The organism is Streptococcus sp. UMB1203, from assembly GCF_030217725.1.
In the GTDB taxonomy this organism is placed as follows: domain Bacteria; phylum Bacillota; class Bacilli; order Lactobacillales; family Streptococcaceae; genus Streptococcus.
Map to the genome: position 1 here is coordinate 1 of NZ_JASOOK010000029.1, position 23,892 is coordinate 23,892.

25 protein-coding genes and 1 riboswitch are annotated in these 23,892 nt (G+C 38.2%); of the genes, 17 read left to right on the forward strand and 8 right to left on the reverse strand.

Annotation, left to right across the window (positions count from 1 at the left end):
* The first annotated feature begins 261 nt into the window (after nucleotides 1–261).
* The 13 genes from QP439_RS07470 to rpsI all read left to right on the forward strand — a co-directional run bounded on the left by QP439_RS07470 (nucleotide 262) and on the right by rpsI (nucleotide 13,242).
* Entirely contained in the window at nucleotides 262–1,944 is a 1,683-nt protein-coding gene (locus QP439_RS07470) for an ABC transporter ATP-binding protein (RefSeq protein ID WP_285389119.1), read from the forward strand.
* Nucleotides 1,929–2,759, forward strand: coding sequence for an energy-coupling factor transporter transmembrane component T family protein (locus QP439_RS07475; protein WP_285389121.1), 831 nt, complete (start codon nucleotides 1,929–1,931; stop codon nucleotides 2,757–2,759). Before QP439_RS07470 ends, QP439_RS07475 begins: the two co-directional genes overlap by 16 nt.
* 192 nt (nucleotides 2,760–2,951) lie before the next feature.
* Nucleotides 2,952–3,455 carry a tRNA (cytidine(34)-2'-O)-methyltransferase gene (locus tag QP439_RS07480; protein WP_000181383.1) on the forward strand — a complete coding sequence of 168 codons (504 nt, stop codon included), beginning with the start codon at nucleotides 2,952–2,954 and terminating at the stop codon, nucleotides 3,453–3,455.
* 59 nt (nucleotides 3,456–3,514) lie between these two features.
* Nucleotides 3,515–3,732: riboswitch (FMN riboswitch) on the forward strand.
* A gap of 164 nt (nucleotides 3,733–3,896) precedes the next feature.
* Nucleotides 3,897–4,460 (forward strand): ECF transporter S component, encoded by a 564-nt coding sequence (locus QP439_RS07485; RefSeq protein WP_000185834.1) that lies wholly within the window; start codon nucleotides 3,897–3,899, stop codon nucleotides 4,458–4,460.
* The gene (locus QP439_RS07490) at nucleotides 4,450–5,100 is read left to right on the forward strand and encodes a phosphatase PAP2 family protein (RefSeq protein ID WP_024056908.1); all 651 of its coding nucleotides are present in this window, start codon (nucleotides 4,450–4,452) and stop codon (nucleotides 5,098–5,100) included. The genes QP439_RS07485 and QP439_RS07490 overlap by 11 nt, the downstream gene beginning before the upstream one ends.
* Before the next feature lie 27 nt (nucleotides 5,101–5,127).
* On the forward strand, nucleotides 5,128–5,547 hold the full coding sequence (locus QP439_RS07495) for a chromosome partitioning protein ParB (protein WP_000867300.1): 420 nt from the start codon (nucleotides 5,128–5,130) through the stop codon (nucleotides 5,545–5,547).
* Nucleotides 5,548–5,551: 4 nt separating this feature from the next.
* A complete protein-coding gene (locus QP439_RS07500) occupies nucleotides 5,552–6,001 on the forward strand; it encodes a GNAT family N-acetyltransferase (RefSeq protein WP_025171450.1) in 450 nt (149 codons plus the stop codon).
* Between the two features lie 270 nt (nucleotides 6,002–6,271).
* Nucleotides 6,272–7,318, forward strand: coding sequence for a phenylalanine--tRNA ligase subunit alpha (pheS, locus tag QP439_RS07505; RefSeq protein WP_031237702.1), 1,047 nt, complete (start codon nucleotides 6,272–6,274; stop codon nucleotides 7,316–7,318).
* Between the two features lie 120 nt (nucleotides 7,319–7,438).
* Nucleotides 7,439–9,844, forward strand: coding sequence for a phenylalanine--tRNA ligase subunit beta (gene pheT / locus QP439_RS07510; protein ID WP_254753668.1), 2,406 nt, complete (start codon nucleotides 7,439–7,441; stop codon nucleotides 9,842–9,844).
* A gap of 235 nt (nucleotides 9,845–10,079) precedes the next feature.
* Entirely contained in the window at nucleotides 10,080–10,973 is an 894-nt protein-coding gene (locus QP439_RS07515; protein ID WP_254753669.1) for an ABC transporter ATP-binding protein, read from the forward strand.
* Nucleotides 10,970–12,169 (forward strand): ABC transporter permease, encoded by a 1,200-nt coding sequence (locus QP439_RS07520; protein WP_254753670.1) that lies wholly within the window; start codon nucleotides 10,970–10,972, stop codon nucleotides 12,167–12,169. Before QP439_RS07515 ends, QP439_RS07520 begins: the two co-directional genes overlap by 4 nt.
* Before the next feature lie 215 nt (nucleotides 12,170–12,384).
* Nucleotides 12,385–12,831 (forward strand): 50S ribosomal protein L13, encoded by a 447-nt coding sequence (gene rplM / locus QP439_RS07525; protein ID WP_001044624.1) that lies wholly within the window; start codon nucleotides 12,385–12,387, stop codon nucleotides 12,829–12,831.
* An 18-nt stretch (nucleotides 12,832–12,849) separates the two neighbouring features.
* The gene (rpsI, locus tag QP439_RS07530) at nucleotides 12,850–13,242 is read left to right on the forward strand and encodes a 30S ribosomal protein S9 (RefSeq protein WP_000075973.1); all 393 of its coding nucleotides are present in this window, start codon (nucleotides 12,850–12,852) and stop codon (nucleotides 13,240–13,242) included.
* A gap of 56 nt (nucleotides 13,243–13,298) precedes the next feature.
* On the opposite strand, the gene QP439_RS07535 is transcribed toward rpsI, so the two are convergent.
* The 6 genes from QP439_RS07535 to QP439_RS07560 form a co-directional block, all read right to left on the reverse strand.
* Nucleotides 13,299–14,348 (reverse strand): site-specific integrase, encoded by a 1,050-nt coding sequence (locus tag QP439_RS07535; protein WP_285389144.1) that lies wholly within the window; start codon nucleotides 14,346–14,348, stop codon nucleotides 13,299–13,301.
* A 92-nt stretch (nucleotides 14,349–14,440) separates the two neighbouring features.
* Nucleotides 14,441–14,626: a helix-turn-helix domain-containing protein gene (locus QP439_RS07540; protein ID WP_000615732.1), complete on the reverse strand. Its 186-nt coding sequence runs from the start codon at nucleotides 14,624–14,626 to the stop codon at nucleotides 14,441–14,443.
* Nucleotides 14,592–15,218: a replication protein gene (locus QP439_RS07545; RefSeq protein WP_001040932.1), complete on the reverse strand. Its 627-nt coding sequence runs from the start codon at nucleotides 15,216–15,218 to the stop codon at nucleotides 14,592–14,594. Before QP439_RS07545 ends, QP439_RS07540 begins: the two co-directional genes overlap by 35 nt.
* 145 nt (nucleotides 15,219–15,363) lie before the next feature.
* On the reverse strand, nucleotides 15,364–15,978 hold the full coding sequence (locus QP439_RS07550; protein WP_285389146.1) for a hypothetical protein: 615 nt from the start codon (nucleotides 15,976–15,978) through the stop codon (nucleotides 15,364–15,366).
* A gap of 1 nt (nucleotide 15,979) precedes the next feature.
* Entirely contained in the window at nucleotides 15,980–17,056 is a 1,077-nt protein-coding gene (locus QP439_RS07555) for a helicase HerA domain-containing protein (RefSeq protein ID WP_285389148.1), read from the reverse strand.
* Nucleotides 17,056–17,370 (reverse strand): hypothetical protein, encoded by a 315-nt coding sequence (locus tag QP439_RS07560; RefSeq protein WP_000848149.1) that lies wholly within the window; start codon nucleotides 17,368–17,370, stop codon nucleotides 17,056–17,058. Before QP439_RS07560 ends, QP439_RS07555 begins: the two co-directional genes overlap by 1 nt.
* 199 nt (nucleotides 17,371–17,569) lie before the next feature.
* On the opposite strand from QP439_RS07560, the gene QP439_RS07565 reads away from it, so the two are divergent.
* From QP439_RS07565 to QP439_RS07580, 4 genes are all read left to right on the forward strand, one after another.
* Nucleotides 17,570–18,487 carry a hypothetical protein gene (locus tag QP439_RS07565; protein WP_285389150.1) on the forward strand — a complete coding sequence of 306 codons (918 nt, stop codon included), beginning with the start codon at nucleotides 17,570–17,572 and terminating at the stop codon, nucleotides 18,485–18,487.
* 193 nt (nucleotides 18,488–18,680) lie between these two features.
* Nucleotides 18,681–19,682: a DNA cytosine methyltransferase gene (locus tag QP439_RS07570; RefSeq protein WP_285389152.1), complete on the forward strand. Its 1,002-nt coding sequence runs from the start codon at nucleotides 18,681–18,683 to the stop codon at nucleotides 19,680–19,682.
* A complete protein-coding gene (locus QP439_RS07575) occupies nucleotides 19,683–20,492 on the forward strand; it encodes an Eco47II family restriction endonuclease (RefSeq protein ID WP_285389154.1) in 810 nt (269 codons plus the stop codon).
* Nucleotides 20,493–20,555: 63 nt separating this feature from the next.
* Nucleotides 20,556–21,752, forward strand: a complete 1,197-nt coding sequence (locus tag QP439_RS07580; RefSeq protein ID WP_350224145.1) for a protein kinase family protein — start codon at nucleotides 20,556–20,558, stop codon at nucleotides 21,750–21,752.
* A 393-nt stretch (nucleotides 21,753–22,145) separates the two neighbouring features.
* Here the strand turns inward: QP439_RS07580 and QP439_RS07585 are convergent, their stop codons facing one another.
* Nucleotides 22,146–23,354 carry an ATP-binding protein gene (locus QP439_RS07585; RefSeq protein WP_001106639.1) on the reverse strand — a complete coding sequence of 403 codons (1,209 nt, stop codon included), beginning with the start codon at nucleotides 23,352–23,354 and terminating at the stop codon, nucleotides 22,146–22,148.
* Nucleotides 23,355–23,749: 395 nt separating this feature from the next.
* Nucleotides 23,750–23,892: helix-turn-helix domain-containing protein (locus QP439_RS07590; protein WP_285389162.1), on the reverse strand; the 143-nt coding region annotated here is incomplete at its 5' end.

A 23,892-nucleotide genomic window follows, 5' to 3' on the forward strand; every position in this document is an offset into this window, starting at 1 on the left:
ATGGGACTTTTTTTCTACACAAAAAAGGCTCCATAAGATCCATAGGGGATTTACCCACTACAAATATTATAGAGCCAGATTTTAAGAGAAGAGACTGCAAGAAGGGGTTAATTTATGATAAAATAGAAGTCTAATACTCTGCGAAAATCTAATTCAAACCGCGTCAGCTTAGCCTTGCCGTACTTAAGTACAGTCTACGGCTAGCTTCCTAGTTTGCTCTTTGATTTTCATTGAGTAGAAGAAGCGAATGAAGAGAGTAAGATGAAAGAAGCTATAATTGAGTGGAAGGATTTCTCTTTCCGGTATGAAACGCAACAAGAACCGACCTTGCAAGGAGTGGACTTAACCATTTACAAGGGAGAGAAAGTCTTAATTGTTGGGCCATCTGGGTCAGGTAAGTCTACCTTGGGTCAGTGTTTGAATGGGATTATTCCAAATATTTACAAGGGTCAGACATCTGGAGAATTTTTGATCAAGGGGCAAGCGGCCTTTGATATGAGTATCTATGATAAATCTCATCTGGTTAGCACAGTTTTGCAGGATACAGATGGGCAGTTTATCGGTCTGTCCGTGGCAGAGGATTTGGCTTTTGCTCTGGAAAATGATGTGACAGTTCTAGATGAGATGAAAAATCGTGTTCATAAATGGGCTGAAAAGCTGGACCTTCTCCCTTTACTAGCTCAGCGTCCCCAAGATTTGTCAGGTGGACAAAAGCAGCGAGTCAGTCTGGCTGGTGTCTTGATTGATGAGAGTCCGATTCTTTTGTTTGATGAGCCACTCGCCAATCTGGATCCCAAGTCAGGTCAGGATATTATCGAATTGATTGATCAGATTCATAAGGAGGAGGGGACGACGACTCTTATTATCGAGCACCGTTTGGAGGATGTTCTGCATCGCCCTGTCGATCGGATTGTCCTGATAAACGATGGTCGTATCCTCTTTAATGGTGGCCCTGACCAGCTACTTTCGACTGATTTGTTGACCCAAAATGGAATTCGCGAACCCCTTTATCTAACTACTCTCCGTCAATTGGGTGTGGATTTAGCTAAAGAAGAACAATTAGCAAATTTGGATAACTTGTCTATCTCAAAAGGCCAGGTTCAGTTGCGGACGGAACTGGCAAAAGAAACCTCAGAATTGCAGTCACTCTTTAGACTAGAGGACGTGTCTTTTTCTTATGATGATAGACCTATTTTAAAATCCATTTGTCTGGATATTAAAAAGGGCGAAAAGATTGCCATTGTCGGGAAAAATGGAGCAGGGAAATCAACCCTAGCCAAGGCCATAAGTAGCTTTATCCAGACGGAAGGTCGCTACCTTTGGGAAGGACAGGATATCAAAGGAGATTCTGTTGCAGAGCGGGCGGAACGAGTAGGCTATGTGCTGCAAAATCCCAATCAAATGATTTCAACCAATATGATTTTTGATGAGGTGGCTCTGGGACTTCGTTTGCGAGGTGTGGATGAGCAGGAAATTGAAACGAGAGTCTATGAAACCTTGAAAATCTGTGGTCTCTATGAATTCCGTAATTGGCCTATTTCTGCCCTGTCATTTGGTCAGAAAAAACGTGTGACTATTGCATCGATTTTGGTCTTAGGGGCTGAAATCATTCTCCTAGATGAACCGACTGCGGGTCAAGACCAGAAGAACTATACTGAGATTATGGAATTTCTCGAAGAGTTGCATCAAAAAGGTCATACCATTGTCATGATTACTCATGATATGCAATTGATGCTGGATTATTCAGACCGAGCCCTTGTCATGGTGGATGGGGAATTGATTGCCGATACTGATCCAGCTAGTCTTTTGAGCAATCCTGAGCTGTTAGTAAAAGCCAATCTAAAAGAAACTTCAATCTTCAACTTGGCCAAGAAACTAGACGTGGATCCACTTGCTTTAACGGCATTTTACAAAGAAAGGAGAGAAGGATGCAAGCTAAATTAATCGGTTACCAGCATAGAGATACTGTGATTCATCGCTTGTCAGGAGCTGGGAAACTCCTCTTTTTCATTCTCGTGTCATTGGCGGCCATGATTAGCTATGATATCAGACTGCTTGTTCTGATTGCCATCTTTTCGATATTTCTCCTCTATTTGTCAGAGATCCGTTTTAAAGATGTTTCCTTTGTAGCCGTTTTTGCGACGGTATTTGCCGTTTTAAACGTCTTGATGGTCTATCTCTTTTCTCCTGAGTATGGGGTTGGACTTTACGGAGAGAGAAGTGTGATTTGGCAGGGAATCGGTGCCTACACTCTGACCAGTCAAGAGCTCTTTTATCTGCTAAATCTGGCCATTAAGTATCTCTGCACCATTCCTCTAGCTATTATCTTTTTGATGACAACTCATCCTAGTCAGTTTGCATCTAGTTTAAATCAAATTGGTGTGCCTTATAAGATTGCCTATTCAGTCAGCCTGACCTTGCGATATATTCCAGATTTGCAGGAAGAATTCTTTACTATCAAGATGTCTCAGGAAGCGCGTGGGATGGAATTATCCAAGAAAGCTTCTCTTATGCAACGAATCAAAGGCAATCTGCGCATTATCACTCCCTTGATTTTCAGTTCGCTAGAACGCATTGATACCATCGCGACCGCCATGGAGCTTCGCCGCTTTGGAAAAGAGAAAAAGCGGACTTGGTATAGTTATCAGACCTTGAAAAAAGGAGATTATCTTACCTTGCTCTTGGCAGCTGTGTTTTTAGTAGCTAGTTTACTACTTATCTTGCAGAATCAGGGACGATTTTACAACCCTTGGAAATAGCTTGAAAAAATTGAAAAAATCAAGTCGTTTCTATTGACAATGATTCTGAAAGTGTTATACTAAGAAAGTAGTTTCGCTGATTTACTTCAAACCTGTTGTGAGGTAAGTTAACGATGCCTTAACCACGCTGTTTGCTGAGCTTGACTCCGGGCAGTGTGGCTATTTTTTTGCAATGGTAAAAGGAAGCAAGTCATGACAAATCACATTGTATTATTTGAACCACAAATTCCACAAAATACAGGCAATATCGCGCGTACTTGCGCTGCAACCAATTCTCCCCTCCACATCATCAAGCCTATGGGCTTTCCTATCGATGACCGCAAGATGAAGCGAGCTGGTTTGGATTATTGGGATAAGCTAGAGATTTATTTTTACGAGAGTTTAGAGGATTTCATGTCTCAGATGAAGGGCAAACTCTATCTGATCTCGAAATTTGCTGAGAAAGTGTATTCTGATGTGGATTTATCGACTAACGAAGACCATTATTTTCTATTTGGACGTGAAGACAAGGGTTTGCCTGAGGACTTTATGCGAGAACATCCTGAAAAGGCTCTCCGTATTCCCATGAATGATGAACATGTCCGCAGTCTCAATGTGTCTAATACCGTCTGCATGATTGTCTACGAGGCTCTTCGCCAGCAGAACTTTGCAGGTCTTGAGCTCGTTCATACCTATGAAGTGGATAAATTGAAATAAAAAATGAAAATGAAAATGAACAAAATGCTTGCGCTTGCAAGCATTTTTTGTTATGATAAAAGAGTCTTCAGGGCAGGGTGAAATTCCCGACCGGCGGTGACTTTAACTAGCTATTTTGGCTTACTCATCGTTGTCTTGTCTTGATATACTTAAGTATTATCTTCGACTGCGACGCCTAGATTAATCCAAAATATCTTAGTTAAATAAGTCCGCGAGCGCAAGCTGATGTGGTGAGATTCCACAACCGACAGTATAGTCTGGATGGGAGAAGACGAAAGAATAGCTTTGTCTGTTCTGATAGATTTATAGCTAAACTGTAACCGCTTGCTTTTGTTTTCTTTAATAGAGTGAGAGGGAACTTTTGGGATATAAAAAGTGAGAATAGATAGAGGAATCCTTTCTAACTTCTTCTGATTTTATAGAAAATTGGAGGAACCTGTTATGACAAACACACGTCGACTTTCGACCATTGCGATTTTATCAGCCATCTCATTTGTGCTGATGTACTTTGACTTTCCGCTTTTACCAGCGGCGTCCTTCCTCAAGATCGAATTTAGTATCTTGCCAGTCCTTGTGGGCTTAGTGGTCATGGATTTGCCTGCTGCTCTAGGAGTTCTCTTGCTTCGCTCACTCTTGAAACTGCTTCTTAACAGTCAGGGAGTGAATACTTACATTGGTTTGCCAATGAATATCGTAGCTTTGGGAGTTTTTGTCATCGTATTTGCTTTGATTTGGAAAAAGGAACGGACAACCCTTCGTTTCCTACTAGGCTCTCTAGCTGGGACTATTGGTTTAACCGTGGCTATGTTGGTTCTCAATTATGTTTATGCTGTTCCTTTGTACGCTAAGTTTGCTAACTTTGATATTGGAAAAATTTTGGGACTTTCCAACTACCTAATGACCATGGTATTACCTTTTAACTTGATTGAGGGTGTAATCTTTTCCGTTTCATTCTGGTTGTTGTATGTTCTCTTGAAACCAACCTTAAAACATTATGAGAGATAAACAAACATTTTTAATGAAGGGCAGTTTTGCCCTTTTACTTTTCGTTATTCTTGGCTACATGGTCAAATTTTACCCTGAAACGCTGGTCGGTTTTGACCAACCGATACAGACTGCCGTTCGAGGAGACTTGCCAGATTACTTGACTATTCTTTTTAGGGCCATCACACGCTTGATTGATATTCCAGTGATTATCACTTGGGTTGTCATTACAGCTTTTGTCTTTTATCGTAAGCGGTGGAAGGTAGAAAGTTTCTTCATGCTGGGAAATCTGGCTTTGGCAGGTCTTTTAATCGTGACCTTTAAAAATATTTACCAGCGCCCACGACCAGCTATTTTACACTTGGTTGAGGAGAAGGGATTTTCCTTTCCAAGTGGCCATTCTCTGGCTGTAACCTTGATGGTCGGTTCTCTGATTATCATTCTCAGTCAACGGATGAAAAATCCAGTCTGGAGAAAAATCGTACAAATCGTCCTTGGTCTCTACCTAGTCAGTGTGCTGGTATCAAGGGTCTATCTGGGAGTTCACTATCCATCAGATGTCCTTGCCAGTCTCTGTGTGGGCTTGGGAGTCCTGTTTATCGAGTTTCCCTTCTATGACAAGCTCCGATTCCAATGGCGATTTAAAGGCAAGCAGAAGTGAGTATCAAATTCCTTTGAGGAGAAAGAAATGAAAGTCAATATAGCAGATCTTCATCCGACTCAACTATACTTATCAGAAAAGAAGTTGCAAGATATTCAGATGCTTTACCAGTCGGCAGAAACAATCCAAGTCGATCCAATCAGTATTCTTGCCTTTGGAAATTGCTTGTTGATTACAGATGGACATCACAGGGCTTATCAGGCTTTATTGGCAGGTCGGGATACGATTTCTGCTGAGTGGGATAGAGATGGTGGTGATGAACTATATCATCTCTATGCGCAAGCTTGTGAGGAAAGAATGATTTACTCTGTTCTGGATTTAAAAAATCATATCTTAGCTCAAGATGAGTATGAAGCAAAATGGTATAACTGGTGTGATGGTTTTAATCAAGCAGCAACTATTTTGTGGAAAAGGAAAGCAGATGAAACGGATTTTACAAATAGATAATGCACTGCGTCTTGTTCCTTATTATAAGGTCAATCATTGTGAAGAAGCTTTTGCTTGGTATCAGGATGTGAACTTAGTTCACCTCGTAGATGGTGTGAAGAAACCTTATAGTCAAGAAACTTTGGAAGCTATGTATTCCCATTTGGATCAGCATGGTGAACTTTTTTGGATTGAAGTCAAGGAGAAGGGAGAATGGTTTCCAATTGGGGATGTTACACTATCTCAGGATAATCTCCCCATTGTGATTGGGAATTCCGCTTACCAACATCGAGGACTTGGAAAAAAGATTCTAAGTGCTTTGATTGAATTGGCTCGAGTAAAAGGATGGAAAGAATTGAGAGTCAAGGAAATCTACACCTACAATCATGCTTCTAGGAGGTGTTTCAAGTCGCTTGGATTTGTGGAAAATGGAGCAACAGAAAAAGGAATGAGTTTTGTATTGAAATTAATCTAATCTAACTTGTTTTTTAACTCAAAATCTGATAAACTATGTAGTAATTGAATAGAAATCTGCAAGACTAGTAACTCAAGGGAAGTATATCAGGGAGGAGAGCCGTGACTGCAAGCTCTCTATATGAAAGCTGGGTGAATTCACTTGTGCATGGATTTAGAAATGAAGGTCTGACTTGTCAGATAAAAACGGATGGTACCGCGTGTCAACGCTCCGAGTGGAGTTTTTGGCATGTGGTTTTCTTTTTATCTACGAGAGACTGATGGAGGAATTATGTCAACTATTGAAGAACAATTAAAAGCGCTTCGTGAAGAAACGCTGGCTAGCTTGAAGCAGATTACTGCTGAAAATAAAAAAGAGATGCAAGATTTGCGTGTTTCTGTCCTTGGGAAAAAGGGTTCACTTACTGAAATCCTCAAAGGGATGAAAGATGTCTCTGCTGAGATGCGTCCGATTATCGGGAAACACGTCAATGAAGCTCGTGATGTCTTGACAGCAGCCTTTGAAGAAACAGCTAAACTATTGGAAGAAAAGAAAGTCGCAGCTCAACTGGCTAGCGAGAGTATCGATGTGACACTTCCAGGTCGCCCTGTTGCGACGGGTCACCGCCACGTTTTGACACAAACCAGTGAAGAAATCGAAGATATTTTCATTGGTATGGGTTACCAAGTCGTGGATGGTTTTGAAGTGGAGCAAGACTACTATAACTTTGAACGTATGAACCTTCCGAAAGATCATCCAGCCCGCGATATGCAGGACACATTCTATATCACTGAAGAAATCTTGCTCCGTACTCATACATCTCCTGTGCAGGCGCGTGCTATGGATGCTCATGATTTCTCTAAAGGCCCTTTGAAAATGATCTCACCAGGGCGTGTCTTCCGTCGTGACACAGACGATGCGACCCACAGTCACCAATTCCACCAAATCGAAGGTTTGGTTGTTGGGAAGAACATTTCTATGGCAGACCTTCAAGGAACCCTTCAGTTGATTGTGCAAAAAATGTTTGGCGAAGAGCGTCAAATTCGTTTGCGCCCCTCTTACTTCCCATTCACAGAACCATCTGTTGAGGTGGATGTTTCGTGCTTCAAATGTGGTGGTGAAGGATGTAACGTATGTAAGAAAACTGGTTGGATTGAAATCATGGGTGCTGGTATGGTTCACCCACGTGTTCTCGAAATGAGTGGAATTGATGCAACGGTCTACTCTGGATTTGCCTTTGGTCTTGGACAAGAGCGTGTAGCTATGCTCCGTTACGGAATCAACGATATCCGTGGATTCTACCAAGGAGATGTCCGCTTCTCAGAACAGTTTAAATAAGATTGAAACCTGAAACACAGTCCTAGTCAGCTACTCTTGACGAGAAATGGTGAGGACTGACTCGAAGAAAAAGAAAGGAATTGAAAAGGTCTTACTTGGTGGGACCTTACAATCAGAATTATGCTTGTATCTTATAAATGGTTAAAAGAATTGGTGGACATTGATGTGCCATCACAAGAGTTGGCTGAAAAAATGTCAACCACAGGGATCGAGGTAGAAGGTGTGGAATCACCGGCTACCGGTCTCTCAAAAATTGTCGTCGGTGAGGTCTTGTCTTGCGAAGATGTGCCAGAAACTCACCTTCATGTTTGTCAGGTTAACGTTGGCGAAGAAGAAGCCCGTCAAATTGTTTGTGGTGCACCGAATGTGCGTGCTGGTATCAAAGTCATGGTGGCTCTTCCAGGAGCTCGCATCGCTGACAATTACAAGATCAAAAAAGGGAAAATCCGCGGTCTTGAGTCACTTGGGATGATTTGTTCCCTTGGTGAATTGGGAATTTCTGACTCAGTTGTGCCTAAGGAATTCGCAGATGGAATCCAAATCTTGCCAGAAAAAGCCGTTCCTGGGGGTGAAGTCTTCTCATACCTAGACTTGGATGATGAAATCATCGAACTTTCAATCACACCAAACCGTGCAGATGCCCTTTCTATGCGTGGAGTAGCTCACGAAGTGGCTGCCATCTATGACAAGGCGGTCAACTTTAAAGAATTTACTCTTTCAGAAACTGACCAAACTGCAGCAGATGCTCTTTCTGTGGGCATTGAGACAGACAAGGCGCCTTACTATGCAGCTCGTATCTTGGACAATGTGACTATCGCACCAAGTCCACAATGGTTGCAAAACCTTCTTATGAATGAAGGTATCCGTCCTATTAACAACGTGGTGGACGTGACAAACTACATCCTGCTCTACTTTGGTCAACCAATGCATGCTTTTGACTTGGATACCTTTGAAGGGACTGACATCCGTGTGCGTGAAGCTCGTGCTGGTGAAAAATTAGTGACCTTGGATGGTGAAGAACGTGACTTGGAAACAAATGACCTAGTCATCACTGTCGCAGACAAGCCAGTAGCCCTTGCAGGTGTCATGGGCGGTCAAGCAACAGAAATCTCTGAGAAATCTAGTCGTGTCGTCCTTGAAGCTGCAGTCTTCAACGGAAAATCAATCCGTAAGACTAGTGGTCGCCTCAACCTTCGTTCTGAGTCATCTTCTCGCTTTGAAAAAGGGATCAATGTGGCAACAGTCAATCAAGCCCTTGATGCGGCAGCTAGCATGATTGCAGAGCTTGCAGGTGCGACGGTACGTAAAGGTATCGTTTCAGCAGGTGAGCTTGATACCTCTGATGTGGAAGTTTCTTCAACTCTTGCCGATGTTAACCGTGTCCTCGGAACTGATCTTTCTTATGCTGATGTAGAAGACGTCTTCCGTCGTCTTGGCTTTGGTCTTTCTGGAAATGCAGACAGCTTTACAGTCAGCGTACCACGTCGTCGTTGGGATATCACCATCGAAGCAGACCTCTTTGAAGAAATCGCTCGTATCTATGGTTATGACCGCTTGCCAACCAGCCTTCCAAAAGATGATGGTACAGCTGGTGAATTGACTGCAACCCAAAAACTCCGCCGTCAAGTTCGTACGATCGCTGAAGGAGCAGGTTTGACAGAAATCATCACCTACGCTCTAACAACTCCTGAAAAAGCAGTTGAGTTTACGGCTCAACCAAGTAACCTTACGGAACTTATGTGGCCAATGACAGTGGACCGTTCTGTCCTCCGTCAAAATATGATTTCAGGTATCCTTGATACTGTTGCCTACAATGTGGCTCGTAAGAACAAAAACTTGGCCCTTTATGAAATCGGAAAAGTCTTTGAGCAAACTGGTAATCCAAAAGAAGATCTACCAAACGAAATTAACAGTTTTGCCTTTGCCTTGACAGGCTTGGTTGCTGAAAAAGATTTCCAAACAGCAGCGGTTCCAGTTGATTTCTTCTATGCTAAAGGAATCCTTGAAGCCCTCTTTGCTCGTTTGGGACTAGAAGTGACCTATACAGCTACAGCTGAAATCGCTAGCCTCCACCCAGGTCGTACAGCAGTCATTTCACTCGGTGACCAAGTTCTTGGTTTCCTTGGTCAAGTACACCCAGTCACTGCTAAGGCTTACGATATTCCAGAAACGTATGTAGCTGAGCTCAACCTTTCAGCCATCGAAGTAGCCCTTCAACCTGCTGCTCCATTTGTGGAAATCACGAAATTCCCAGCAGTCAGCCGTGACGTTGCTCTTCTCCTCAAGGCAGAAGTAACTCATCAAGAAGTTGTAGATGCTATCCAAGCTGCCGGCGTGAAACGTTTGACAGATATCAAACTCTTTGATGTTTTCTCAGGCGAAAAATTGGGACTTGGTATGAAGTCAATGGCTTATAGCTTGACTTTCCAAAATCCAGAAGATAGCTTAACGGACGAAGAAGTCGCACGCTATATGGAAAAAATCCAAGCTTCTCTCGAAGAAAAAGTCAATGCAGAAGTGCGTTAAATCATCAATCCATCCTTCGGGGTGGATTTTTGCTTTTCAAATAACAATTCAGGATTAAAAATAGACAGTTGAGGAACAGAGAAGATAAATTGAAGTTTGCTACTGTATAATGTACTCATAGCTCAAAGTATTCCAAGATTTTTTACTAAAATGAGGATGATAAAAATGGACAAAAATTATTGTAAAGGCTATCAAAAAAGAGTATAATGAGTGAAAGAAATTTCGGAGGTGAAAGATGCTAGAAGTAAGAAGTCTAGAGAAAAGTTTTGGACCCAAGCAAGTTTTGTTTGGTATTGACTTTCAAGCACGACCAGGTCGTATTTTGGGACTAGTCGGGAAAAATGGTGCTGGAAAGACAACGATTTTCCACAGTATTTTGAAATTCCTAGAATATCAAGGAGAAATTAGTCTAGATGGTCAGGATATTCGTCAGGAGACCTACGCTCGGATTGGCTATCTGCCTGAAGAACGCAGTCTCATACCTAAATTGACAGTCCTTGAACAAGTTCGTTACTTGGCGACTCTAAAAGGTATGGATGCCAAGGAGATCAAGGAAAAACTCCCTCAATGGATGAAGAGGTTGGAAGTGAAAGGGAAGCTGACTGATAAAATCAAGAGTCTGTCAAAAGGAAATCAGCAGAAGATTCAGCTCATTATTACTCTGATTCATGAACCAGACTTGATTATCTTGGATGAGCCTTTCAGTGGATTGGACCCAGTTAATACAGAATTGCTCAAACAAGTCATTTTTCAAGAAAAAGAACGTGGGGCAACCATTATCTTTTCTGACCATGTCATGACCAACGTCGAGGAGCTTTGTGACGATATTCTCATGATTCGAGATGGTCGTGTAGTCTTGCATGGGCCGGTCCAGGATGTCCGTAATCAATACGGGAAAACGCGTCTCTTTGTTTCAAGTGAGCGAAGCAAGGAAGAATTGGAAAAACTTCCTCATGTTAAACAGGTGAGCTTGACCAAACAAGGCAGTTGGAAATTGATCTTGGAGGATGAGAGCGCTGGAAGGGAACTCTTCCCAATCTTGACTCAGGGGCAATATATTGCAACCTTTGATCAACAAGCGCCAACAATCGATGAAATCTTTAAACTAGAATCAGGGGTGGAAGTATGAGAAATATGTGGGTTGTAATCAAGGAAACCTATCTTCGACATGTCAAATCGTGGAGCTTCTTCTTTATGGTGATTTCACCATTCTTGTTTATCGGTCTCTCTGGAGGAATTGGCTATCTCCAAGGCTCATCAATGGCTCAAAGTGGTAAGATAGCAGTGATTAGCACGGTTCCAGCTGTGACAGAAGGTCTCAAATCTACCAATGGTCTCAATTTTGATTATCAGGATGAAGCCAGTGCCCAAGTTGCTATCAAAGATGAGAAAATCAAGGGTTATCTAACCATTGACCAAGAGGACAGCGTCCTCAAGGCAGTCTATCACGGTGAAACTTCCCTTGAGAGTGCTATTAAGCTAGGAGTAACGAGCAAGTTAAATGAGCTTCAAGATCAACTCAATCGTTCGGCAGCTAATTTGTCGCAAGAGCAGGAAAAACGCTTGGAACAAACAGTTAACTTTACGGAGAAAATTGATGAATCCAAGGAAAATAAAAAAATGATTCAAACAATTGCGGCTACAGCGGTTGGAGCCTTTCTCTATATGATTTTAATTACTTATGCTAGTGTCACTGCTCAGGAAGTGGCTAGTGAGAAAGGGACTAAAATCATGGAGGTGGTCTTCTCTAGCATTCGAGCTAGCCATTATTTCTATGCTCGTATGCTTGCCTTGTTACTCGTGATTTTGACTCATATCGGCATCTATGTCGTGGGTGGTCTCGCTGCAATTCTGCTCTTTAAGGATTTGCCATTATTAGCTCAGTTTGGTATTCTGGACCATTTGGGAGATGCTTTCTCTCTAAATACCTTGCTCTTTATTTTGGTCAGTCTCTTTATGTACGTAGTTTTAGCAGCCTTCCTAGGTTCTATGGTTTCTCGTCCTGAGGATGCAGGAAAAGCCTTGTCACCTTTGATGATTATAATTATGGTAGGCTTTGTGGGAGTTACTGCTTTAGGTTCTGCAGGGGATAATTTGATCTTGAAAATCGGTTCATATATTCCCTTTATTTCGACTTTCTTCATGCCATTTAGAGCTATTAATGGTTATGCAAATGGCCTAGAAGCTTGGATTTCGCTTGCTATTACGATTGCTTTTGCAGTAATTGCAACAGTCTTTATTGGGCGTATGTATGCTAGTCTCGTTCTGCAGACAGATGATTTAGGTCCTTGGAAAACCTTTAAACGTGCCTTATCTTATAAATAGAAGAGCCTCGCGAAAGCGAGGTTTTTGAGAGACAAAAAGAGTGGAATTCAGAAAAATATTTTTCATATCTATTGACTTTTAGGGGTGAAATTTGGTATTATAGTAGGCGGTATTGTTTACCCCATTTGAAAGGCCCCGGAACCTTCCAAATACTTTTCGATGGGAAGGAACACCCATCACCGTAAACAAAAATCGAACTATATATAGGAGAAATCATGAACAAAACAACATTTATGGCTAAACCAGGCCAAGTTGAACGTAAATGGTACGTAGTTGACGCAACTGATGTACCACTTGGACGTCTTTCTGCAGTAGTTGCTAGCGTACTTCGCGGAAAAAACAAACCAACATTTACACCACACACTGATACAGGTGACTTTGTGATTGTTATCAATGCTGAAAAAGTTAAATTGACTGGTAAAAAAGCAACTGATAAAATCTACTACACTCACTCAAACCACCCAGGTGGATTGAAACAAATCTCTGCAGGTGAACTTCGTTCTAAAAATGCAGTACGTTTGATCGAGAAATCAGTTAAAGGTATGCTTCCACACAATACTCTTGGACGCGCTCAAGGTATGAAGTTGAAAGTATTTGTTGGAGCTGAGCACACTCACGCTGCACAACAACCAGAAGTTCTTGACATTTCAGGACTTATCTAAGGAAAGGAACAATAAAGTATGTCACAAGCACAATATGCAGGTACTGGACGTCGTAAAAACGCTGTTGCACGCGTTCGCCTTGTTCCAGGAACTGGTAAAATCACTGTTAACAAAAAAGATGTTGAAGAGTACATCCCACACGCTGACCTTCGTCTTGTAATCAACCAACCATTCGCAGTTACTTCAACTGTAGGTTCATACGACGTTTTCGTTAACGTTGTAGGTGGTGGATATGCAGGTCAATCAGGAGCTATCCGTCACGGTATCGCTCGTGCCCTTCTTCAAGTAGACCCAGACTTCCGCGATTCATTGAAACGCGCAGGACTTCTTACACGTGACTCACGTAAAGTTGAACGTAAGAAACCAGGTCTTAAGAAAGCTCGTAAAGCATCACAATTCTCAAAACGTTAATCAAAACCTTATTATACCAACGATTACAGCTATTTTTTGGTGTCAGTTGGTGTTAATTATAATGATAAATCGTTTAAGAGACTTAAAGCATCGGCATCTTGCTGATGCTTTTTTTCTGGCATCAGCTCAAGATAATAGTTCTGAGTTGTCAGAATACTATTGTGTCCGAGTCTACGAGAAATATAATCTAAACTAATATCTTTTGAAAAAAGGAAAGAAGCGTGAGTGTCACGCAAACCATGAAAAGTTGTTTTGCTCAGGTCTAGTTTCTTCAAAAGTTGTTGGAGTTGGCTTGCTTGTCTGAATCCGTTCCAGCCGAAGATATAATTCTCTTTTTTATCTGCTAGAGACATTAGAGCGAAGTAAACATCTTGGTTGATAGAAATATCCCGTTTTGAGTGTTTCGTTTTTAGTTGAGTATCATCACTAATAGGACTGATTGACCTGCGTATATTGATACCATACTTAAAAATATCTTCTTTCTTCAATCCAAGTAATTCTCCTCGCCTTGCACCAGTTTCTAGGGCAAGAAGTACAAGGATATTGAACTCGTCATCTTCTTGGTGGTCAAGGCAATATGTTCGGAGTGTCTTAAACTCTGTTACAGATAAGGGAACATTTCGCTTAGGTTGTTCTTGTCCTCTCGCTTTTAAGAGTGAGCCAAAGTCATTTGTAATCAATCCTTTAGCATAGGCATATTTGAGTGAACCTCTGATTTTTAAGACAAGTTCTTTGGTTGTCTTTTTGGAGTGAGTTTCAGCGTATTTATCAAGCTTCTTTTGCATGACTAAATCATCTAAGTGTTTTAGTCGCATTCCCTCAAATAGTTCATCCACGATTACAAGAGTTCGCTTATAATTGACGAAAGTAGCTTCACGAACCTCATTATGTTTTACAGAGTTAACCCAGTTACGATAAAAGTCAGTAAATAGGGTAGAGCGTTCAGCAATATCTTTCCCTCGTCCTTTTTCCAACTCCATTTCAAGAGCCCATAGTTCAGCATCTTGTTTGTTAGAGAAAGTCTTGGTTTCTCTTTTATATTGTCCTTTCTTGTAGAGTGATACAGTTGCACGGAAAGAATTTCCACGTTTAGTAATTGTTGCCATTTTATCAGCCTTTCTATATGAAAAATGATTGATAAAATAGACTAGTCACATATAGGATATATGAAAAATCTTATTTTATCAATCGTTATCCGTTAATCACAGTGATTTTCGATAAATTTTACAAGCTTAGATTTTAGATATCGCTCCTGCTTCCCAACCATAAAACATTGAAAGTCTGGGTGATTTCTGATGTATTTGTCGAATGATTTAGGGTCGATTCCAAGTAGTTCAGAAGCTTGTTGCCTAGTTAGTAGAAGTGGTCGAGTGTTTTGAATCATCAGTTTGACTTCCTTTCTTTGTTTGATTTCGCTGTGGATTGCAACGCCGTGAATCAAGATACTTTGCAAAGAAGTAGGTACGTTCAATGATGAGTCCAAGAAGTGGTGTGTGATTAGCACGAGCATACCAAACCAATTCTTCAAACTCAGTGAAGTCATTCTGCTCAATGATATCCACGACTTCGTGCATGAACTCATCTGAGTTCATTTCTACAAGAAATTTATCAAGGTTGAAGCCACACCCCACCTCAATGTCATTCACATCATACTGGGTTTTGTCTTTATTTTCAGCATGAGTGAAATAATCGAAGAGACCCTTAGGAGATTGGACAACCTCCACATGGGCAGGACCATTCAATTTATCCTTGATTAACTCAGATACTTGCTTGTAACTCTTGAGTGAATCAAAGAAGAATGCTCCGTGTTTGTGAGCTTTTTTCAGTTCTCCTGTTTGTCGATTGATGTCTTTGTCGTGCCAAGGGCTCAGAATGAAGGGGATGTGCAATTCTTCTAATACCTCAAGATAGTCAGTAGGGCAACTCTCTTTGTAGAACAGGAATGTCCACTTGCTTGAGCGTTGTTCTTTTGCCATATATTTACATGCCTTTCTAATTTTGATTACTGATTATTGGATAATTGGGGGTCGTAGTAATCCCATTACACATAAATTAAAATAGTGATAAGAAAGAGCGGTGCTTTTGGCTTTCACTTCGTGAGCCAAGCACCCCCCTTTTCCCTTACCGTTTAGCACCTGTAAACCAAAGTTTACTTTTCTCCCGATTTGATGCAGAGAAATAATACTTTGGATTTCGGCTAGAAATCTCCTCCTTGATATGTTCTTCCATTTCTCGTAAGAGTTTTTGTGCCTGTTGAGTTTTAGGGACTTTTAGAAAGACAGAAACAGAATCCTTTCGGACATCCACCGTACATTTAGAAACCGCCTGATTGAAACTTCTTAGAATGGGATTAAAGCGAGTGACTGTCTGATTTTCTATTGTCATAACAGGCTCAGAATGTTCTTCCTGTCTAAGAAATTGTCTCAATCTTAGGGTTTGGTAAAAAGATTTGAAATAGTTCCAAATAGAATCTTTCATGATTCGCTGAGTGAGTTCAATCAGGATAAGGGCAATAACAATTAAGATAAGCAAATATGCTATTGACTGAGTATATTGTTCTACTACTCGCAACTTAGTTTGAATATCTGCAAAGACTGATTGAGAGTTCAATAAGGAGCTTCCCTTGATTTGATTGCATAGTACACGGAATCCATAACTTAGCGAGAAAGTCATGAGAGCAAAGAAAAGCAAATTCAGATTCAGGTTAAACGTTTTTTGGAAGAAACTTCTTTTCATATTACAGAATACCTTTCTTAGTGTAGTAGGTTGGACAAAGTAGAGGCAATACTTGATAAGGGTGTTCATTATCAATGATTTGAATCAAGCCTGTTCCTTTTCCAATCGGAATGACAATGCCTTCAGGGTCAAGGTCGGGGAACAAAAACTGTGTAGCCTTTTTATTAATGTTTCCAATTTGAATCAATATATTAATTTGCTCGCGTGCTGAAATCGGAATCGTATTATGGTCAAAACGCTGAGATACCAACAGTAAGTGGGTTTTAGTGGATCTCCCCAGTAGTGCGATTTGAGAAAGCAGTGAGAAAAAGGAGTCTTTGATAACTCTGTTTACACCTTCGGAAAGTGCTAGAACTTCATCAATAACAATGGTTAGATGGTCGAATTCATGGTCAGGATTTTCATAGAGAATTTCTTGACGTTGTTGGATAAGGTCTAAGCACGAACTTAGTTTTTCATTGATTTCTGATACAAAATCAGATTTGGAGCGATTCTTTTGCGGGTGAATCACCGCAATACCATTTTCTCTTGCCCATCTGCTTGGGGTATCATACTTAGGGTCAACGATAATCAGTTCAGAAATCCCTTTTAAGAGGCTCAGAAAGTAGGTCAGAGTATAGGACTTACCTGAGCCTGAATTTCCTGCAATGGCGATATGATTGACCTTGTTATAATCTAGAGACAGATTTTTCATGATTGGAATGACATTTTCCTTTTGAGAGTTTGAGAAATCTTCCAAGTCAGAAATGACTAAGCGTTCAGAGACGCCCTCTTTCCACGGAAAAAATAGTCCACGCTGAACATGAATATCTTCTGTATCAAGTGCCACGAAGTAAGCAGAGTTTTGTTTCAGTAGAGTGTAGCGAGGGAAAAGTGTGGCATTAGCGATAAGGAATATTTTTTGATAGAGTTCATTATCGATGATATATCCCGCTGGTAAGCGGGGAAGAAAGAGAAATCCTTCTTCCATAATTTTGCAGTCAAAGCTATTGGTATAGCTTGTTTCTCCCTGCATAAGTGCTCCCAGTCCCATATTGAGACTTTGAAGAAGATATTGTGACAATTCCTTCTTGGTCATTATTTGACCTCCTTGAGATTATCAGCTTTAAAATAGACATTGAAGCCGACCTCACAGGCTTGAAGATTCTCAAATTGTACTAATGTCATATAAGATGGTAACTTTACTTCGGATTCAAATTTGACGGTGAAGGGTGGAAGTCCTTTTTGGGAGAACCAAGCTTTATAAGCGATGATTTCCCCTGTTGGTTGACCGTCTTTAAATTTAATTTGTGATTCAAGTTCTACACTTAAGCAATGAATTGCTTGATTAGGGTTAATATACTCATTTGCAGTATTTACTGAATAGCCATTTTTACGGGTATGAGTTTTCATATGAGGTTTCCTTTCTCAGTATCTATTAGGAATCAGCAACTTCCTAACTAGTGAATCAAAAGATTTGCAACTCTTTTGATGTTTGCTATCAAAGCCTTGCTGTGCTTTGATATTTATAGTTTACACCCAAAAAAGGTTGTAAAAAATAGAGAAAAATGTTAAAATTTTAAAAAGAAAATAACCACCAGAGGGATGTGGCATGTTTAAAGATACAGTGAATTTTTTTTATGACTTAATAATACATCGTTTAAAAACACGAAGAGATATTTTATCTAAGAAGAATAGTTCTCAAACACTTACTTTTGAGAACTTATCAAGTTACATAGATTCAAGTGGTATAGAGGTTTCTTATGATATAGCTATGATAAAACATGTATTTGGTAAAAAAATTTACAAAAATAAAAATCCATATCTAATCCCTGATTCTTGCTTGAGTTATCTTACGAATCGTTTGGGATTTGATAATGAATATCAACTTTTATGGGAAGATATTGAAAAAGATGAAAATATTCACTTTATATTCCTATGCCTACTTAAAGAGTGCTTTTGGGATAAAAATGAGATGAGAGAGCTACTTAATCATGTTCTAACAGATTATATTCCATATGCGAAAGAATCTCCTTTATTTGACATGATTCTATTTCCCTCAAAGTATAAAATGAAGAAAATTTCAAAAACAGATATGTATGTACCTTTATATTTTTATGGAGTATCCGAGGATGAAGTTATTGAACAATTTTCATTATGTTTAGACGATGCTATTGAATTTTTATTTAAAAAATGCCACAAGGATTTTAAAAAGATTTTTATAAATTTTATAAAGGAACATGGAACATCATTGAAGAAAATCAATAAAAAGTTAGAAGATTTTGTAAATAATGAGCTTAAGCAACTATTATTACAATATAGCCCCAAAGAGGATTCTCTGGGATTAAGAGTGAAAAACATTATGATTTCAGATTGGTTTTCTAGGATTGACTTGGTAATGGCTCTGTTTGATAATCGTTCTCTTGATGATAAGCTATTGTTTGAAATGAAATTATATAACAATTCAATGAATTATGTGAAAGACTTAGAGGACTTACAGAAAAAATTAATAGGAGGATTTTCAAATTAAAGTTCTCTGCTCATCTATATTATAATGTAAGGGAATCTACATAATAGTGTTATCGAAGATGGAGAAGGATATTTTGATGTGCACCCTAATATAACTAAGATGAAATAATGGTATAATGAAACAGGTATTAGTTTATGTTAAAGCTAATTGTTATTATTGAGGCAAGAAATTATAAAATAATTAAGGAGAAAATTTGAAATCGATTGAATTATTTGCAGGTGCTGGAGGCTTGGCACTAGGTATTGAACAAGCAGGTTTTGACACAATTGGTTTAGTAGAGTTTGATAGTTCAGCTGCTGAAACACTGAAATATAACCGACCACATTGGAATGTAATTCATGATGATGTGGCGAATATTTCAAAATTAGATTTGGAAGAGTATTTTTCAATCAAAAAAGGTGAATTAGACTTGCTAAGTGGTGGTGCTCCATGTCAAGCTTTTTCTTATGCGGGAAAACGATTGGGGTTAGAAGACACAAGAGGAACATTGTTTTATCACTACGCGGTTTTTCTAGAGAAATTACAACCTAAAATGTTTCTTTTTGAGAATGTAAAAGGTTTGACTAGTCATGATAAGGGGAAAACATATGAAACTATTTTGAATGTTTTTGAATCGGAAGGTTATGATGTACAGTCAAAAGTTTTGAATGCTTGGGATTATGGTGTTGCTCAAAAGCGAGAACGAATGATTATGGTTGGAATTCGTAATGACTTGAGCAATAGTATTTCTTTTGAATACCCGTCGAAACATGAGTACAAGCCTGTGTTACGAGATATATTAATGGATTGTCCTCCAAGTCAAGGTATGCATTATTCGGAGTATAAGAGAAAAATATTTGAGTTAGTGCCTCCAGGTGGGTATTGGAGAGATATTCCAGAGAATATAGCAAAAGAGTATATGAAATCAACTTGGAATATGGGAGGTGGTCGCACGGGTATTTTAAGGAGATTAAGCTTAGATGAACCGTCTTTGACTGTTCTCACATCTCCTACTCAAAAGCAGACAGAACGCTGCCATCCTTTAGAAGCACGTCCGTTTACAATTCGAGAGAACGCACGCATACAAAGTTTTCCTGATAATTGGAAATTTCAAGGAAGTATAGGGAATCAATATAAGCAAATCGGAAATGCTGTTCCTGTAAATCTAGCTTATGAAATTGGATTAAAGATAAAAGAAAGTTTGGAGATGTTATAAATGTGGAACGTATCGTTTATTAGTGAGGAAGATTTTTATAATCATGTTCAATTGACTATAGATAAGTATGGAGAAAAATTACAGTCTGTTGATTTAAAACGATTTAATAAAAATATTGTTGACCCTATAAAATTGATTTTTGATAAATCAGTCTATAGAAGTTCGTGGGAACAGATTATAAGTAATGAGATTTTTAGACAACGTGATAAATCAAATAATAATGATATTGGTTATTTCCATCAAACTATTTTCAAATACATTGAACACTGTAGAGTTCCTAATAATGGAGAAGAAGGTGGTTGGGATATCATTTTTGAAAATCCAAATGGAATAACAATGTCAGATGGGTCTCGAGTTAGCCGTATTTATGTAGAAATGAAAAACAAACATAATACAATGAACTCGGCTTCTTCTGGTAAAACTTTTATCAAGATGCAAAATCAGTTATTACAAGATGATGATTGCGCTTGTTTTTTGGTAGAAGCAATTGCCAAAAATTCTCAAAATATTAAATGGGAACCAAAAGTGGATGGTCAAAAAATGGGACACAAATACATTAGACGTGTCAGCTTAGATAAATTTTATGCTCTTGTGACAGGGGAGGAAGATGCTTTCTATCAGATATGTATGGTGTTACCAGAGATAATTGATAAAGCCGTGGCAGAACTAGATTCCTCAACTATCCCAAGTGATACAGTATTTGATGAAATTAGAAATATTGCTTCTCAACAAAAATATGATACTGAAGACCTGTCTATTGCAATGGCTTTCTATCTGCTTGGTTTTTCAAGTTATTTGGGCTTTGAGTGATATAATCTGAATTAATGTTTATATTGTACGATATAAATAATGATAACGGGGGGATAGATAGTATTGATTTCTGTGAATCACAATGCAAAACTATTGAATGCTATAGTGAGTATTGAAAGAGATTATATTGCTTACTTTGGTAAAGAGTTTGCCATTGATTATGAACATCTTTATAAAGAGAGCTTTGATGATAGGCTGAGTCAGTTGTGTTCTAGTTTACACTATCAGTTAGTTGAGGGATTAAGAATATTAAATGATAGCATAAATGGAGGGAGACATTTCTGGGCTAATCCAAGTAGAGATTTGATAAAAGCTATTTCACTATCTAACAGATTTGTGAATAATCTTAAGAACTCTGGTGAGAATGTTAGCATTGTTGAATACTATGATAAAGTATTAAAAAAATGTAATGATTTTCTATCATCATTTGGAGGAAGTGCAGTTCCAGATGATATGCTGGAAGTTGAGATATATTATGAACTCCCAATTTTTGAAGTATCTGATGTTGTTCGCTTGCCTCATAATTCATTACAGAAATTTTCATTGAAACCAGTTGGAGGTGGTTCTTATGCAAATGTCTATAGTTATTTTGATGAGAACTACAACAAAACTTTTGCATTAAAACGTGCTAGTAAAACAATTTCATCGAAAGATTTAGAGCGATTTTATTTAGAATTTGATACAATGAAAAAGTTATGTTCTCCATATATACTTGAAGTCTATTCTATCGATAAAATTAAAAATGAGTACGTTATGGAGTATGTTGATATCACTCTTTTCAAATACATAACAACTCATAATCAAAAATTGACTTTTGATGAAAGAAAGTCCCTATGCCATCAGATTATAAGGGGGTTTGAATACCTATCTGATAAAAATATACTTCATAGAGATATATCACCTAATAATATTTTGATTAAAGAGTACGAGGATGTAAAGATTATTAAAATCGCTGATTTGGGGAATGTAAAGTTAAGCGATAGTGTATTAACGTCTTTAGATACAGAAATAAGAGGTGCATTTAATGACTATTCAGGACTTCAACGAGTTGGATTTAATAAATATAATTTTTATTTTGAAGGGTTTGCACTGTCTAAATTATTATACTTTGTTTTAACTGGAAGATATAGAGACTTTACAAAATTTGAATATAGTAATTTGGAGGAATTTATTAATAAGGGAACAAATCCAAATTTGAATCAAAGATATAGAGATATAAATGAATTAAAGAGTGCGTTTTCGAAAATTAAACCAAAATAAAACCATCTTATTTAATAAGATGGTCGACTAGCCTATTTTATGGTGTTAATTGGTGTCATGTTTATCCAAATAAGAGGATTTCAGAGCATTTATAAGGAGAGTTTAAATTCAAAAATATTGATATATAGGGATTTTTGAGGAATGAGTTACCGTGATATCTAATGGATAAATTCTCAAAACGTTAATCAATACGATTATATCAACGTTTACAGACATTCTAGAATTTTCTCTTGGATGTCTTTTTTGGTCTAAAAATCAAGAGTTTCCACCATTGATTTTTAGTCTAATATTAGTTAATCTTTTTAGGTCATAATAAAACACTCCTGTTCATAGTTTCACTAGATCTCAACAGGAGTGTTTTATTATGTTTCAATTTATGTGTTCAGTGCCTATCTACTTTTCTAGTAACCAATCTATGATATTTTTCTTCTCAATACCATTGTAATTGGCTGTTGGCTGAATCGTATCCATTGTTAATAGATATTTGGGGAATTGATCTTTAATGGCTTCTAGTGGTCTAAGTTCTCTTTCTAGTGTTTCTGGAGCAAGTGTTGTTTCACTGACTTGATAATAAGTGTAGTGACCAAGATCAGTTACAACAACAAAATCAACCTCATATTTATCTAAATTACCAACATATACTTGTGAATATCTACGTCTCAATTCTAAATATACCATATTTTCCAAGATATGCCCAATGTCTTCTTTGTGGTCTGGTAATAAGAGATGTCGTAAACCTAAATCAACGGGATAATATTTTTCTAAGCGTTGCAATAATGCTCTACCTTTTACATCAAAACGTGGAACGGAATAAAAAAGCAAACTATCTGTCAAAGTCGTCAAATAATTTTCCAAAGTATTATGGGAGATTGAAACGTTTTGGCTGACCAGGGTATTGCGAATCTTATTTGTTGATATTAAGCTACCTGTACTACTGAGAAGGGTTCGGACAATGCGTTCAATAATAGTAGGATTTGGATTTCCTAATCTAGTTACAATATCATTTAACAGTATTGAGTTATATATTCCTCTTAGATAATCAATTTTTTCAGCGTAAGATGATGTTTGCAATAAGTAAGGGAAAGCACTAAAGAGATAATTGTTAAAAATTTCTGTTGTATTCAGATTTTCTGTGAGAGATTGACCTGATAGATATTCTTCAAATGACAAAGGAAGAACCTCTATCTCAACATACCGACCAGTCAAGTTTGTTGCTAATTGGCTGCTCATAAAGTAGGCGTTTGATCCAGTCAAATAGAGGTCAACATTTGGTAGGATGAATAGACTATCTGCTACCAGTTCAAATTTCTCAACATGTTGAATTTCATCTAAAAAGATATAGTATGTTTTCTCGCTAACTAATTGATCTTTTATATAAGCGTATAATGTTTGAAAATGTCGGAGGTCATAGTAACTCAGATCCTCAAAATTGATGGATATGATTTGATCCTCGTCTACCCCAGTTGCTAGTAACTCCTCTTTATAGAGTTGAAAGAGAACAGATTTACCAGCTCGTCTAACTCCACTCACAACTTTGATGATTTGTCGGTCACGATGTCTTCTTAAAAAATCTAAATAATGTGGTCTTTTAATATAGTTCATAATAGATACCTCAAAGATAGTATAATACAAATAGACATTATTTTCAAATATTTAGAAATAAATTGGAATTTATTTTATTATTTCTAAACATTTAAAAATAATCTTTTTCTATAATCAAAAAATAGTCCATTTTGGTATGGCATGATAGTAAATCTTGTGAGGTTTTGTAGCAAGTATTCAAATAAAAAGCGCATACTATCAGGAATAAAAAACTTGATAGTATACGTTTTATCCTAGAAATATTTGCTGGCTGTTTTTCTCAAACTGACTTTTTAAGAAGTTACCTTATCAGCAATTTCAAATAAGTTTATGGAGCTATCTTTGGAAAAACTGTAGAATTTCAAAAATTACTACAGACCTTGAATTTTACTTATCATTTCAATGATTTAGATTGCTTACATTTTGTTTTGATAAGTTTTACGGTAATCTCCAGGAGAAAGTCCAGTTCTTTGTTTAAAAATTTTAGTAAAGTAAGAATAATTATCATACCCTACTTGACAAGACACTTGTGATATCGAGATATTTGTTTGAGATAGGA